Below are 12,983 nucleotides of genomic sequence, written 5' to 3'. Positions count from 1 at the left end.
GGAGGCCTTTTTCATGACAGGAGGCGCGAAGCGCTCACTCCGAATCGGCGTTGCGCAGCCGGTCGAGCGAGGGCAGCGAGGTGATGTTGTAGCCGGCATCCACGTAGTGGATCTCGCCGGTCACGCCGCGCGACAGGTCCGACAGAAGGTAAAGCGCTGAGCCACCAATATCCTCGATGGTCGCGGTGCGGCGCAGCGGCGCATTCTTCTGGTTCCACGAGTAGATGGCGCGCGCGTCCGAAATGCCCGCACCCGCCAGCGTGCGCACGGGCCCCGCCGAGATGGCGTTGACGCGAATTCCCTTCGGACCGTAATCGGCCGCCAGATAGCGCACGGACGATTCCAGGGCGGCCTTGGCGACGCCCATCACGTTGTAGTTCGGGATCACCCGCATGGAGCCGCCATAGGTCAGCGTCAGCATCGCACCGTCATCGACCATCAGGTCTGCGGCGCGCTTGGCGATCTCGGTGAAGGAGAAGCAGGAGATCACCATGGTGCGGCTGAAATTGTCCCGCGTCGTATCGGCGTAGAGGCCCTTCAGCTCGTTCTTGTCGGAAAAGCCGATGGCGTGCACGACGAAGTCGAGCTTGCCCCAGCGCTCCTTGATGGCCGCGAACGTGGCATCCACGGAGGCAAGGTCCTCCACGTCGCAGGGAAGCACGAAATCGGAACCGACTTCGGCGGCGAGGGGCTTCACGCGCCGCCCCAGTGCATCGCCCTGGTAGGTGAAGGCAAGCTCGGCCCCCTGGGCGGCGAGCGCCTTTGAAATACCCCAGGCGATGGAGTGATTGTTCGCGACCCCCATGATGAGGCCGCGCTTACCCTGCATGATACCGCTCATGGTCTTATCCGTTATAGCGCTGGAAGACGAGCGTGGCGTTGGTGCCGCCGAACCCGAAGGAATTGGAAAGGGCAATATCGATCTTGGCATTGTCGATGCGCGAGCGCACCACCGGCATGCCTTCAAATTCCGGATCGAGTTCGGTGATATGGGCACTTTCGCCGATAAAGCCGGCCTGCATCATCAAGAGCGAATAGATCGATTCCTGCACGCCGGCAGCACCCAGCGAATGGCCGGTCAGCGACTTGGTCGACTGGATATGCGGCAGGTTTTCGCCAAACACTTCGCGGATGGCGCCCATTTCCTTGGCGTCGCCCACCGGCGTCGAGGTGCCGTGCGTGTTGATGTAATCGACCTTGCCGTCGACGGTGGCAAGCGCCTGGCGCATGCAGCGGATCGCGCCCTCGCCAGACGGGGCCACCATGTCGTAACCGTCGGAGGTGGCGCCGTAGCCGACCACTTCGGCATAGATCTTGGCGCCGCGGGCCTTGGCATGCTCCAGCTCTTCCAGAACCAGAACGCCAGCGCCACCGGCGATGACAAAACCGTCGCGGCTGACGTCATAGGCGCGCGAGGCGGTGGAGGGCGTGTCATTGTACTTGGAGGACATCGCACCCATGGCGTCGAACAGGTTCGACATGGTCCAGTCGAGATCCTCGTGGCCGCCGGCAAACATCATGTCCTGCTTGCCCCACTGGATCATCTCCACCGCATTGCCGATGCAGTGCGCGGAGGTCGAGCAGGCCGACGAGATGGAATAGTTGACGCCGTGGATCTTGAACCAGGTGGCAAGCGTAGCGGATGCCGTGGAGGACATCGCCTTCGGCACGGCAAACGGGCCGATGCGCTTGGGGCTATTGTTCTTGATCGTGATATCGGCTGCTTCGATCAGCGTGCGGGTGGAGGGGCCACCGGAGCCCATGATGATGCCGACGCGCTCGTTCTGGGCGTAGTCGCTCTCTTCGAGGCCCGAATCGGCAATCGCCTGCTTCATGGCCACATGGTTCCAGGCGCCGCCCTGGCTCAGGAACCGCATGGCGCGGCGATCGACTAGATCAGTCGGATCGAGCTGCGGCTTGCCCCAGACCTGGCACTTGAAGCCATGTTCGGCAAAATCGCTGGAGAAGGAGATGCCGGATTTCGCATCGCGCAGAGACGCGGTGACCTCGGCGGCATCATTGCCGATGGAGGAAACGACACCCAAGCCTGTGACAACTACCCGTCGCATGAGATTGACCTTTTCAGTTCGTTTTGAGCAGGCGGCCGGCCGTCAGGCGGCCTTTTCCTGGAAGAGACCGACGCGCAGATCGCTGGCGCGGTAGATGACTTCGCCATCGGCCTTCATCCAGCCGTCGGCGATGCCGAGCACGAGGCGGCCACGCATGACGCGCTTGAAGTCGATGCCGTATTCGACAAGCTTGGTCTTCGGCGTCACCATGCCGGTGAACTTGACCTCGCCGGTGGAAATGGCGCGGCCCTTGCCGGGCTCGCCGAGCCAGCCGAGATAAAAGCCGGTGAGCTGCCACATGGCATCGAGGCCGAGGCAACCGGGCATCACCGGATCGCCTTCGAAATGGCAGGGGAAGAACCACAGATCCGGCGTGATGTCGAATTCGGCGCGGATGAAGCCCTTGTCGTTCGGGCCACCCGTTTCGGAAATCTCGGTGATGCGGTGGAACATCAGCATGGGCGGCAGGGGCAGCTGCGCATTGCCTGGCCCGAACATGTCTCCATGTGCGCAGGTCAGTATTTCTTCATACGAGAAGCTCGATTGTCTGCTGTCCATGAGGCCTGTCCGTTCCCCCTCTTCGCCGGTCGTTGCGCCTGTTTAAAGCAAGAGCGGCGGAAATTGAAGCGCATGAATCCGCTCCCCGGTGTTGCCAGGGGGCCGATCCAGATTGATTCAGGTCGGCATATAGGAACGGAACCCGGCAAACCAGAGGCATTTCGTGCAAAATTGCGCATTTTCCTTGCTGGGCGGTTTACGGCGAGGGCGCTGGCGCTATTGAAAGCGGCACGCATAAAAGTTATATGCAAAAGTCGAGAATACCGGCTTTACAGGAGCTTGCCTCACTCATGGCTGACGCCATCACCGACGTGGAAACCAGATTGCGCGATTGCGGGCTGCGGCCGACGCGGCAACGCGTGGCTTTGGCCGACCTTCTGTTTGCCAAGGGTGATCGCCACCTGACCGTCGAGGAACTGCACGAGGAGGCAATCACCGCCGACGTGCCCGTGTCGCTGGCGACCGTCTACAACACGCTGCACCAGTTCACCGAGGCGGGCCTGATCCGCGTTCTCGCCGTTGAGGGCGCGCGCACCTATTTCGACACCAACGTGTCCGATCACCATCATTTCTTTGTCGAAGGCCGCAACGAGGTTCTCGACATTCCCGTCAGCAATCTGGAAATCGGCAATCTGCCCGAGGCACCCGAGGGCATGGAAATCGCCCATGTCGACGTCATCATCCGGCTGCGCGAGAAGAAGGCCTGAGGCCGGCGCCTCTCAATCCATCGTCTATTTCTTCCGTTTCTTCAGCGCCTCGTCCGCCGGCCGTCCCGGTCGTGCGCGGTAGCGCGGCAGCGTCCAGCCATAGTAGAGCGCCCCGCCGCGCAGGCCAAAGGCAATGGCAAAGCCTGCGGCCGAACTGACCGGCAGCGGCAGGCTGAGAAGGTTTGCGCCGGTAAAGACCGTGGCGCCAGCCAGTGCTGCCGTCACATAGATTTCCGGCCGCAGCAGGATCGACGGCTCGTTGGCGATGAGATCACGCAGGATGCCGCCGAAGGTGGCCGTCATGGTGCCGGTGACGATGGCAATCGTCAGCGAACCGGTGGTCGCAAAGCCTTTCGCCGCCCCCATGACGCTATAGGCGGAAAGCCCGACCGCATCGAGCCAGATCAGCAGTTTGTAGCGCCATTCCACGCGGTGGGCGGTGAGGAAGACGAAGATGCCGACGGCCGCGCAGATCACCAGATAGGTCGGGTCCATCACCCAGAAGACCGGTGTGCGGCCAAGCACCAGATCGCGCAGTGTTCCCCCGCCGATGCCCGTTGCCGCTGCAAAGAACAGGAAGCCGATCAGATCCAGCTGCTTGCGCGAGGCGGCAAGGGCACCCGTTGCGGCAAACAGCGCGACGCCTGCATAATCCAGCATCATCAGCACAGACATGTGACCTCGACCTCCCACGGCACGCCAGCGTCGCGCAAGCGGCAGGGTGCATCATATCCGCGCATCCGGCCTGCCGCCATTGGCAGCGGGCCTTGTCTACAGGCAATCCATGGGGAAGACCAAGGGCGTGGCAAAACTTCTGATCATTCTTCTGCAGGCGGCCCTGCTCTCGCTCCTGCCCGCCATGGCAGGTGCCCAGCAGGCGCTGCTCAGCGATCCGGAAATCTACGAGAAGGACCATTTCCGCAAGATCTGCGCCAGCCCCACTTTCGCTGACGATTTCATCACCCGCACGGACATCAACAATGACGGCATCATCGATGCCATCGTCAATCATGGCGCCGTCACCTGCAATGGCGAAAAGGGCGTGGGCTGCGATGCCGATGGCTGCCCGTATAATTTCTATCTGCAGGTGAAGGAGGGCGGCTATTTCATGATGTCGACGGCCAAGATTTTTGGCTATGACTTCGTCAAGCGGTTCGGCAACATGGTCTTCGTCTTCCGGATGCATCCGAAATTCTGCGACCGCACCGATACCGCCCCTTGCGAGATGACGGTGCGGGTGCGCGGAGCCAAGATGGTGACGATCTCGCGCAAATAGCGCTCAGAACGGCCAGTCGATGCGGCCTGCCGCGTAATAGCCGAAGAGACCCAGCCATTCGCGGACCGCCGTCGACATGTTCTGTGCGTTAAGAGACGGCTGGGTAAAATCGAAACCGACCGTCACCGTGCCGCTCGTGCGGTAATCGACCGGATAGGGCGTGACCGTGAGCCCCGCTTTGTCAAAAAGCGCCATCGACCGCGGCATATGGAAGGCCGAGGTGATCAGCAGGCAGTTTGCCAAGCCGTCGCGCGCAAGAATGTCGCGCGTGTTCAGCGTGTTCTCGAAGGTGTTGCGGGACGTGTTTTCGGCAATCAGCCGCTCGGGTTTCACGCCGTAGGCGGCAAAGAACCGCGCGGCGGCACCGGCCTCGCCCTCGTAGGCGCCGCTGAAGGACCCGTCGCCGCCCGAGATGAGGATTTGGGCCGCCGGATGGGCAAGCGCCAGTCGCAGGGCCTGCGTGTAGCGATCGGCTGCCGCGTTCAGCTCGATGCCGCCACGGCCGCTCATCACCTCGTTCTCGATCGCACCGCCGAGCACGATCATGCAGGAGATATCGGCCGGATCATTGGGCGGCCGCGCCACCCGGTTCTCGAGCGACTGCAGCAGAAGGTTTCCGGTCGTGGTGTAGAGCGTGACGAAGAGGAGGAGGGCTGCCGCCGCGGCCATCAGCCCGCCGCTGCGCCGAAAGCCGCAAAAGACGGCGACGGCTGCAAGACACGACAGGAAAAACGACAGCGACAGAGGCTGAGCCAGCAGCCAGACGATTTTTGACAGATAAAACATTCACTCACTTGGTGCCGGTCGCGCGGGCGATGCGCTGGTTATAGCGGTGATGCAATGTGCGGCGCATCAGAAGCGTGGATAGAGCGACGAACAGTGTCAGTACTGCGGCAATGAACAGGGCATCTCCCGGAAGCGCCAATCCGAGAACAGAACCGCAGAGCGCGCCGGAGATCATGCCGAGCCACGGAACCGCCTGGATGGTCCAGTCCATCTTGCGCTCGCCCATGATAAAGCGCCCGATGCCGCGCCCGAAGCGTGACAGGGCACCCGTGACGTAGGTTAGCCCGATCGGCAGGCCTTCGATGTGCTCGATGGTGGCATTGACCATGCCCATGGAGAGCACGACCATATAAAATCGCAGGAGATGCAGATCCGGATCCTGCAGCATGGAAGCAAGCGACAGCAGCATGGCGACGCCGGCCAGAACACCGAACATGCGCCGCTGCACGAGATGGGCAACGACGATGCCGGCGGCATTACCCAGCACGAAGACGAGGACGGCACCGAGCAGCACCAGCCCGTGGTGCAGATCGCCATCGGCCAGGGAAATCGCCGCTCGCGTGGTGTTGCCGGTCATGAAGGAGACGAAATCGCCGGAGAGACGCAGCCCGATCGCATCGGTCATGCCGGCGATGAAGGAAATCGCCGCCACCAGCGCAAGCCCCGTGCCCGTTCGCTGCACACGAATGATCCTGCGCCGTCTTGCCCGTGTCATATCGCCCTCGGCAGCCCGAATCATCGGGCCGATGATGTTTCGCGAGAGCCTAGCCGGTCCGGCTGCCCGAAGGAAATGTCCCGGCGATAATCACCGGCTCACATATTGCGTCGCATCATGACAAGAGCGTGAGCGTCAGCGGATGGTTCCTGTCGGCAAGTCCGTCGATTACCGTGAAATGGTGGCGATCGGGTTCGACATAGGCACCGGTCTCTGCCCCGAGCCCCAGCCAGATGCTGGCCATCAGGGCATTCTGGCGCAGGAACTCGGCGCGCTCATTGCCGCCGACCCAGCAGAACAGTCGCCCGCCGTGTCCGGGCTCCATCAGAACCGGGCTTTCGGCCGCGGCCTCCTGCGGCGTTAGCTGCAGCTTGGTATTGAGGCCGGTGTTGACGAGGGGTCTCAGATCATGCACGCCGGAGATGGACACGACATTGTTCACCCGCCCCCGGATATCCTCGGGCAGTGGCGAGGTCTTTGCCATCATCCGCGTCACCAGATGGCCGCCGGCGGAATGGCCGGTGAGGTGGATCGGCCCATCGATCTCGGTTGCCGCATCGATAATCGCCGCACCGATTTCCCGAACGATATCACCGACCCCGGCCTCAGGGCACAGCGTATAGGAGGGCATGGCGACAGCAAATCCGCTCTCGACACTGCCTTTTGCCAGATGCGACCAGAAGGATTTGTCCAGCGCCTGCCAGTATCCGCCATGGACAAAGACGACGAGGCCTTTGGGCGTGCTTTCCGGCAAAAACAGGTCGTAGCGATTGCGGGGGGCATCGCCATAGGAGAGGTCGAGCTTGGCGCGGCCCTCTGCGGCCAGGTCTTCACGATAGGCAAGAGCCGGCGCCACCCAACGGCTCGGCCACTCCTCGCCACGCGGAATATTGGCGCCGTTGGTATAGGCGTCGTCCCAGTCGTTGATGCGGTGAAAGAGCATGAATGTGGCCTCGCCAGCGTGTTGGGGTTGATCGGTCAGAGAACGGTGCGCACCCGCCAAAGCTCCGGAAACAGTTCCACTTCCAGCATCTTCTTCAGGTAATGCGTGCCGGAGGTGCCGCCGGTGCCGCGCTTGAAGCCGATGACGCGCTCCACGGTCGTGACATGGTTGAAGCGCCAGCGGCGGAAATAATCCTCGAAGTCCACCAGTTTTTCGGCCAGCTCGTAGAGATCCCAAAAGCGCGAGGGGGCAGCATAGACCTGCCGCCAGGCCTCCAGCACCTTTTCGCTTTCCACGCGCTTCTCGCGAAAACTCGTCCGCTCGCCATCGGCGCCGATGTCGAAACCGTTGCGGCCAAGAAGCAGGATCGCCTCGTCATAAAGGCTTGGGCTCGCCAGGACGTCTTCCAGGTGGGAGAGCAGGTCAGGCCGGTGGCTGTGGGGCCCGAGCATGGCGAGGTTGCGGTTGCCGGCGAGGAACTCGATGGCGCGGTACTGCGCCGACTGGAAGCCGGACGACTGGCCGAGCGCATCGCGAAACTGCGTATATTCGCTCGGCGTCATGGTGCGCAGCACGTCCCAGGCATTGTTCAACTGTTCAAAGATACGCGCCACGCGCGACAGCATCTTGAAGGCCGGCTGCGGCTCGTCCCGGCGGATCGCTGCAATGGCCGAGCGGATCTCGTGGATGGCAAGCTTCATCCAAAGCTCCGAGGTCTGGTGCTGGATGATGAACAGCAGTTCGTCATGCGCCGACGACAGCGGCTTCTGCGCCGACAGGATCGGGTCGAGCTGCAGGTAATCGGTGTAGGACATTTTTTCGCGGAACGACATTTCGGCGCCGTCTTCGGCCGGATTGTAGGGTTTTCCGCTCACGTCACAACACCCCTCTGCTTGAATTCGGGCCTGTCCCAGAGCCGCTGGTCCATGATCTCCGCCAGAATGTCGACGGCAGACACGACATCGCGCTCGTCGATGTAAAGCGGCGTAAAGCCGAAACGGATGGCGTTCGGCGCACGGAAATCGCCGATCACGCCGCGTGCGATGAGTGCCTGCATGATGGCATAGCCCTCGTCATGCAGAAACGACACCTGGCTGCCGCGGCTCCTGCCGTCGCGCGGCGAGGCAAGCGTGAGCGAGGGGCAGCGCGCCTCCACTTCAGCGATGAAGAGATCGCAAAGCGCAATCGACTTTTCGCGCACGTCGGCCATGTCCACATCGTCCCAGGCGTCGAGTGCTGCATCCAGGGCCGCAAGCGCCAGGATGGGCGGGGTGCCGACGCGCATGCGGTCGATGCCCTCACCGGGGCGATAGGAGAGATCGAAGGCAAAGGGCTTTTCGTGGCCGAGCCAGCCGGAGAGCGCCGGCCGCGCCTGGTCGGCATGGCGGGGAGCAACATAGATGAAGGCCGGCGCGCCGGGGCCGCCGTTTAAGTATTTATAGGTACAGCCGACGGCAAAATCGGCATCGGCGCCCAAGAGATCGACGGGAATGGCGCCGGCGGAATGGGCAAGATCCCAGATGGTGAACGCGCCGGCCGCATGTGCCTTCTTCGTCAGCGCCTTCATGTCGTGCAGGCGCCCCGTACGGTAATCGACTTCGGTGAGCATGGTGACGGCAACCGTTTCATCGATCGCCTCTTCCACGGCCAGAGGATCGACCAATTTCAGCACATAGCCGCGATCGAGCGACTTGATCAGCCCTTCGGCCATATAGAGATCGGAGGGAAAGTTGCCGCTGTCGGAGAGGATGACGCGCCGGGCGGGATCACGTTCCTCGGCCAGTTGCAGGGCGGAGGCAAGCGCCTGATAAACCTTGATGGAGAGCGTGTCGCCCATCACCACCGTGCCTTCGGGCGCGCCGATGAGGCGGCCGACCCGGTCGCCGATGCGACGCGGTGTCGCCATCCAGCCGCCCTGGTTCCAGCCGCGAATCAGCATTTCGCCCCACTGGTCCACCATCAGGGCGCGCACCCGCTCGGTCGCGGAAAGTGGCAGCGGCCCCAGCGAGTTGCCATCCAGGTAGATGACGCCGTCCGGCATGTGAAACAGCGCCCGTGTCTTTTGAAAGTCCGTCATTCTCTCTGTGCCCCACAGGGGATTTTTGCCGCCCCCGACCGGTCCATGCTCCCGACGCCGCTGCGGGCGTTTCCGGCATGATACCCAAATCATTTTAAGTTTAAACTAGGTATTCCACCCCACGCGTCACTTTATGGCGCGGGAGGTGGTGCCTTCCCATCTGCGGGAAAGCGACGGCTGAGATGGGCAGAGCCTTCAAGGCCGAAACGCCAGGGCAGATCGGTCGCCTTGGTGATGCCGATGCGGGGGCCGCTGAGGATGAGGGGAGGGGTCGCTGCAGCTTCCACCGCGAAAGGCGGCGCATCGAGCGGCGCGCCATCGTGCCCACTGTCTATGCCGAGCGCCTGCGCCAGGCGCCCGGGTCCGGAGCAGAGCATCAACGGGTCGGCGCGCCCGCGCCGGCGTGCCATCTCGTTGAGGCCGATCGTCGGTGCAAGCGCGCGGATGAGCACGGCACTGCCCGGCCGGCAGACGAAATTCAGGCACCAGTGAATGCCATAGGACCGGTAGACATAAGCATGACCGGCAGGGCCGAACATGGTGCGGGTTCGGGCCGTCGGTCCGCGAAAGCTGTGCGAGGCCGGGTCATCCGGCTCATAGGCTTCTGTTTCGACGATCATGCCGCCAACGCCGTTGACCGTAAGCATGGCGCCGATCAGGTCTTGTGCGACGATAACGGCGCTGCGGTCGAAAAAAGCGTGCTCCTGCATGGCCTTCGCTCCCTGCTCCAGTCCCGAACCGGCGTTGTCGCCCGACGTGCCGGCGGATGCAAGGCTGCAATGGCGGATCGCGGATCAGGCGAGGGGACGCAAGCGCCTCTGGGGGCCATCGCGGTTTTGCCGGCGCCTGCTTCTCCCCGGTCTTGTCAGGGCAAGGTCGAGCGTCTACTTACCCCCGCATGGCTGCACGCGACCGATATTCCCGAAAACTCGAATGCCCGCAATGCGGACACTCCGGCTTTGCCGAGGTGTCGGAAGACGACGACCCGCGCCGCAAGGACCCGGGCTTTGCCATCGACGAGATGCCCAAGGGCTTCACCACCGAATTTGCCGCCCGCGACCCCAAAAAATACATGCTGCGCTGCCAGTGCGGCCACAAATTCCTGTTTGCCCGCAAAAGCGTCTACGCGCCGGGCGGCGAACCGCGGCGGTGATGCCGAATTCGCCGTCGCGCCATCCCAGAGGGCTGCAGCCCGTCCGTCAGAAGCTGGTGGTGACCGTGAAGAGGAAGCGCGGCTTATCGATCTCGATGTTTTTGTTCATCTCAGGATCGATCGCCCAGGCTACCGATAGGTCGCCGCTCAGGTGCCCGCCAATGTCGAAATCCAGCCCAAAACCCGCATCCGAGTAGAAGCTGCTGGATTCCCCGCGCAGGTAATCGTCAAACACGGCACCGACATCGTAGAAGGCGCGGATGCCGGATGAGAAGGGAATGCCGAGCGCCTGCTGCATGCCGCTGTTGTAATAGTCAGAACTGTAGCGGATCTGGTTGGCAAGGTAGAGGCCGTTGTCTCCGGACAGGGACGACAGCTCGTAGGCGGGTAGCGTGCTGACGCCGCCGAGATACCAGAGTTCGCCGGAGGGCAGGCGCTTTTCCGGCGTATATTGTCCGCCCGCCCGCATCATCAGGCTGAGCCCATCGCCCATCGACTGGAACAGCGTGGCGCTGCCCACGATGCGGGTGATGGTGTCGCGGTCATGGCCGCTCAGCCCCTTGGTATCGACCCAGGACTGGATGAGGCGGAGCTCGGTTTCGATATAGGTGCCGGTGGTGGGGAAGGTTGCCTGCCCCTTTACACCGCCGAACACGCGAAACGACAGCGTGTCGGTATCGACGGTGCTGACCTCGCTGTGGGTATCGCTCCACTGGCCGCCGCTGACGGTCGAGAAGTTCCAGGTCGGCGTGGTGTAGAAAGGCTGCGTATAGGTGAGGCTGACGAGATCGCCGCGACCCAGCACGCCGAGCGAGGCAAAGCTGCCTTCCAGTACCTTGGAATCCGAATGCGAATACAGCAGGCGCAGCCCGCCATTGCCCACCGGCATCGGAAGATCCGCGTCGAAGAAATAGGAGCCGACGTCGAAATCCTGCAACATGTTGCTCATGTCGCTGACGGAGGTGGTCAGGCCGGCAGAAAGGGTTTCGTCATAGCCGAACGGCGAGTAGAGGCTCGCGGTGGCGCCGAGCGTATAGCGGCCGCTGTCGCGGGTGCCCTGGTTGTTCATATAGACGGTGCCGCTGAAGGGCTTCGGCTCGCTGGTGACCTGCAACTGAAGATCCGTGGTGCCGGTCTCCTTGCCGGGCTTCAGCCCGGCCGTGACCTGGAACTTGCGGTTCTGGTTGACCGCGGCCAGCCGCCGCTCGATCAGTTGGATGGTGGGAATGCTGCCCGGCAGCACCTCGACATGGTCGATCACCACATCCGAGCGAACCTTCTTGTTGCCGGACACCTCGACGGCGCCGATCGTGCCTTCCACCAGCTGGATGCGGACATGACCGCCAGCGATCTGCTGCGGCACCAGCACCGCCTGTGCCGTGATATAGCCCCGCTCGCGATAGGTCGCGTTGATCTTTGCCGTCATGCGGAACAGATCCGCGACGGAGATCTTGCGGTTGAGATAAGGCGCCACGATCGCGTCGAGATCGGCCTTGGTGAAGATGCGGCTCTCGTTGAACGCGACATCCTTCAGCACGAAACTTGCGCGCTCTGCCCCCTTCGGCACGGCCACGTCCTCGTGCTCCGGCGCGCTCGGTGCTGCCGGCTGCCGGTCGGTGGCGCGCTCCAGCGCGCGCTGGCGTTCACGCTCCTCGAAATCGCTCACGGCGCGGGGATTGTTGATATCGGCATTGGTCGCCGAAGGCACCGTCGGCAGGGCCGGTGCCGCGTCGGCCGGAGCCGCAGCCATGCCGCAAGACAGGCCGACCAGCATGGCGCCCGCCCACACCAGACGACCGGTCAAAGCCATGCCCTGCGCGGCATCCGTCGCTGTCCCGATCTGTTGTGCCTTGTCGCGCCGGCTCAATCCGCCGCGCTGTGTGTCCCGAACCGACCGCACCTGAACCCCCGAAATTCCGCAGGGAGACCCCCCGCGGGCCTCCCCAGTCTGCTTGCATGGCGTCGGGCGGCGAAGGCCGCCCGTGTCTGCCTCAGCCCTTCGGCTGCTGCGCCGCCATCCGCGTGTTTTCCTTGATCATTTCTTCATAGGCTTTAGAGAAGCCGGCGACCGAGAAGCCGATGCCAACCTTCTGGCCGGTGCGCGACACGATCACGACGCGACCACCGTCCTTGGCGCCCTGCATCGCCTTGATGAAGGCATCGTCGGTGGTGCCTTCGACGAAGCAGCCCTGGGCCGAGCAGCGGTTGACGCCGGCGGTCGTCTGGTAGCTACCGACCTCGACGGAGACGCCGGGCGTCAGCAGGAAGTCCAGCGGCAGCACATACTGGATGACATTGCTCTTGGCCTTCGGGTCGAAGGCGATGCTCATCACCAGAATGTTGCGGTCGGTATCCTTCTGGGCGATCCGCTGCTTGATCTGGCAGTTCACGTTGTTGACGGCCGGATCGTAGCATTCCATCAGCCAGTCGCCGTGCTGCTGCACCGTGACCTTCGGGCCGCTCTGGACGTCGCCGCCGGCGGCGGCATCCTTGCCCTTCTGGGCCGCGTCGGCCGGCTGTGCGGCTGGCGCTGGGGCGGCCGGCGCAGCGGCTGCGGTGGCCGGTGCGGCCGCATCGGCGGCCTTCGGCTTGTCGCCGGTGCCTGCGGCCTCTGCCACCAGCGGCACAGCAACGCCAAGCGCCAGGCAGGCAGCAAAGGCAGTGGTCAGGGAGTTCAAACGGAATGCATTCTTGGACAC

General features: G+C 63.1%; 15 protein-coding genes. 3 read left to right on the top strand and 12 right to left on the bottom strand.

What is annotated here, in order from left to right:
- Positions 1–34: 34 nt before the first annotated feature.
- From fabI to fabA, 3 genes are read right to left on the bottom strand one after another with little or no spacing between them, the layout of a single operon-like run.
- Complete coding sequence (gene fabI, locus ACEXP3_RS18835; RefSeq protein ID WP_210103987.1) at positions 35–841, bottom strand: enoyl-ACP reductase FabI; 807 nt, start codon at positions 839–841, stop codon at positions 35–37.
- 4 nt (positions 842–845) lie between these two features.
- A complete protein-coding gene (fabB, locus tag ACEXP3_RS18830) occupies positions 846–2,069 on the bottom strand; it encodes a beta-ketoacyl-ACP synthase I (RefSeq protein ID WP_377298609.1) in 1,224 nt (407 codons plus the stop codon).
- A 42-nt stretch (positions 2,070–2,111) separates the two neighbouring features.
- Complete coding sequence (gene fabA / locus ACEXP3_RS18825; protein WP_210103985.1) at positions 2,112–2,627, bottom strand: 3-hydroxyacyl-[acyl-carrier-protein] dehydratase FabA; 516 nt, start codon at positions 2,625–2,627, stop codon at positions 2,112–2,114.
- A gap of 290 nt (positions 2,628–2,917) precedes the next feature.
- Between fabA and irrA the strand changes: the two genes are divergently transcribed.
- Positions 2,918–3,334 carry an iron response transcriptional regulator IrrA gene (gene irrA / locus ACEXP3_RS18820; protein WP_210103984.1) on the top strand — a complete coding sequence of 139 codons (417 nt, stop codon included), beginning with the start codon at positions 2,918–2,920 and terminating at the stop codon, positions 3,332–3,334.
- Positions 3,335–3,358: 24 nt separating this feature from the next.
- Here the strand turns inward: irrA and ACEXP3_RS18815 are convergent, their stop codons facing one another.
- Entirely contained in the window at positions 3,359–4,009 is a 651-nt protein-coding gene (locus ACEXP3_RS18815) for a trimeric intracellular cation channel family protein (RefSeq protein ID WP_377298608.1), read from the bottom strand.
- Between the two features lie 109 nt (positions 4,010–4,118).
- On the opposite strand from ACEXP3_RS18815, the gene ACEXP3_RS18810 reads away from it, so the two are divergent.
- Positions 4,119–4,610, top strand: coding sequence for a hypothetical protein (locus ACEXP3_RS18810; protein ID WP_377298607.1), 492 nt, complete (start codon positions 4,119–4,121; stop codon positions 4,608–4,610).
- Positions 4,611–4,613: 3 nt separating this feature from the next.
- On the opposite strand, the gene ACEXP3_RS18805 is transcribed toward ACEXP3_RS18810, so the two are convergent.
- The 6 genes from ACEXP3_RS18805 to ACEXP3_RS18780 all read right to left on the bottom strand — a co-directional run bounded on the left by ACEXP3_RS18805 (position 4,614) and on the right by ACEXP3_RS18780 (position 9,841).
- The gene (locus ACEXP3_RS18805) at positions 4,614–5,396 is read right to left on the bottom strand and encodes a YdcF family protein (protein WP_377298606.1); all 783 of its coding nucleotides are present in this window, start codon (positions 5,394–5,396) and stop codon (positions 4,614–4,616) included.
- Between the two features lie 4 nt (positions 5,397–5,400).
- Entirely contained in the window at positions 5,401–6,111 is a 711-nt protein-coding gene (locus ACEXP3_RS18800) for a YoaK family protein (protein ID WP_377298605.1), read from the bottom strand.
- Positions 6,112–6,226: 115 nt separating this feature from the next.
- Positions 6,227–7,054, bottom strand: coding sequence for a hormone-sensitive lipase (locus ACEXP3_RS18795; protein WP_377298604.1), 828 nt, complete (start codon positions 7,052–7,054; stop codon positions 6,227–6,229).
- Positions 7,055–7,089: 35 nt separating this feature from the next.
- Positions 7,090–7,929, bottom strand: coding sequence for a tryptophan 2,3-dioxygenase (kynA, locus tag ACEXP3_RS18790; RefSeq protein ID WP_377298603.1), 840 nt, complete (start codon positions 7,927–7,929; stop codon positions 7,090–7,092).
- The gene (gene kynU, locus ACEXP3_RS18785; RefSeq protein ID WP_377298602.1) at positions 7,926–9,131 is read right to left on the bottom strand and encodes a kynureninase; all 1,206 of its coding nucleotides are present in this window, start codon (positions 9,129–9,131) and stop codon (positions 7,926–7,928) included. Before kynU ends, kynA begins: the two co-directional genes overlap by 4 nt.
- Before the next feature lie 131 nt (positions 9,132–9,262).
- Positions 9,263–9,841, bottom strand: a complete 579-nt coding sequence (locus ACEXP3_RS18780; RefSeq protein WP_377298601.1) for a DNA-3-methyladenine glycosylase — start codon at positions 9,839–9,841, stop codon at positions 9,263–9,265.
- A gap of 188 nt (positions 9,842–10,029) precedes the next feature.
- Here ACEXP3_RS18780 and ACEXP3_RS18775 point away from each other — a divergent pair, with 188 nt between their 5' ends.
- A complete protein-coding gene (locus ACEXP3_RS18775) occupies positions 10,030–10,284 on the top strand; it encodes a hypothetical protein (protein ID WP_210103977.1) in 255 nt (84 codons plus the stop codon).
- Positions 10,285–10,330: 46 nt separating this feature from the next.
- On the opposite strand, the gene ACEXP3_RS18770 is transcribed toward ACEXP3_RS18775, so the two are convergent.
- Positions 10,331–12,094, bottom strand: a complete 1,764-nt coding sequence (locus ACEXP3_RS18770; protein WP_377298600.1) for a ShlB/FhaC/HecB family hemolysin secretion/activation protein — start codon at positions 12,092–12,094, stop codon at positions 10,331–10,333.
- A 181-nt stretch (positions 12,095–12,275) separates the two neighbouring features.
- Positions 12,276–12,983, bottom strand: coding sequence for an invasion associated locus B family protein (locus ACEXP3_RS18765; protein WP_377298599.1), 708 nt, complete (start codon positions 12,981–12,983; stop codon positions 12,276–12,278).

This window comes from Neorhizobium fuzhouense, assembly GCF_042611105.1.
Taxonomy (GTDB): Bacteria; Pseudomonadota; Alphaproteobacteria; order Rhizobiales; family Rhizobiaceae; genus Neorhizobium; species Neorhizobium galegae_A.
Note: the sequence above shows the minus strand (reverse complement) of the source record. Positions and strands in the feature narration are given on the sequence as shown.

What these genes read in the sequence shown, in the direction of transcription:
- fabI (WP_210103987.1), bottom strand. Translation starts at nt 841, where the DNA reads ATGAGCGGTATCATGCAGGGTAAGCGCGGCCTCATCATGGGGGTCGCG.
- fabB (WP_377298609.1), bottom strand. Translation starts at nt 2,069, where the DNA reads ATGCGACGGGTAGTTGTCACAGGCTTGGGTGTCGTTTCCTCCATCGGC.
- fabA (WP_210103985.1), bottom strand. Translation starts at nt 2,627, where the DNA reads ATGGACAGCAGACAATCGAGCTTCTCGTATGAAGAAATACTGACCTGC.
- irrA (WP_210103984.1), top strand. Translation starts at nt 2,918, where the DNA reads ATGGCTGACGCCATCACCGACGTGGAAACCAGATTGCGCGATTGCGGG.
- ACEXP3_RS18815 (WP_377298608.1), bottom strand. Translation starts at nt 4,009, where the DNA reads ATGTCTGTGCTGATGATGCTGGATTATGCAGGCGTCGCGCTGTTTGCC.
- ACEXP3_RS18810 (WP_377298607.1), top strand. Translation starts at nt 4,119, where the DNA reads ATGGGGAAGACCAAGGGCGTGGCAAAACTTCTGATCATTCTTCTGCAG.
- ACEXP3_RS18805 (WP_377298606.1), bottom strand. Translation starts at nt 5,396, where the DNA reads ATGTTTTATCTGTCAAAAATCGTCTGGCTGCTGGCTCAGCCTCTGTCG.
- ACEXP3_RS18800 (WP_377298605.1), bottom strand. Translation starts at nt 6,111, where the DNA reads ATGACACGGGCAAGACGGCGCAGGATCATTCGTGTGCAGCGAACGGGC.
- ACEXP3_RS18795 (WP_377298604.1), bottom strand. Translation starts at nt 7,054, where the DNA reads ATGCTCTTTCACCGCATCAACGACTGGGACGACGCCTATACCAACGGC.
- kynU (WP_377298602.1), bottom strand. Translation starts at nt 9,131, where the DNA reads ATGACGGACTTTCAAAAGACACGGGCGCTGTTTCACATGCCGGACGGC.
- ACEXP3_RS18780 (WP_377298601.1), bottom strand. Translation starts at nt 9,841, where the DNA reads ATGCAGGAGCACGCTTTTTTCGACCGCAGCGCCGTTATCGTCGCACAA.
- ACEXP3_RS18775 (WP_210103977.1), top strand. Translation starts at nt 10,030, where the DNA reads ATGGCTGCACGCGACCGATATTCCCGAAAACTCGAATGCCCGCAATGC.
- ACEXP3_RS18770 (WP_377298600.1), bottom strand. Translation starts at nt 12,094, where the DNA reads ATGGCTTTGACCGGTCGTCTGGTGTGGGCGGGCGCCATGCTGGTCGGC.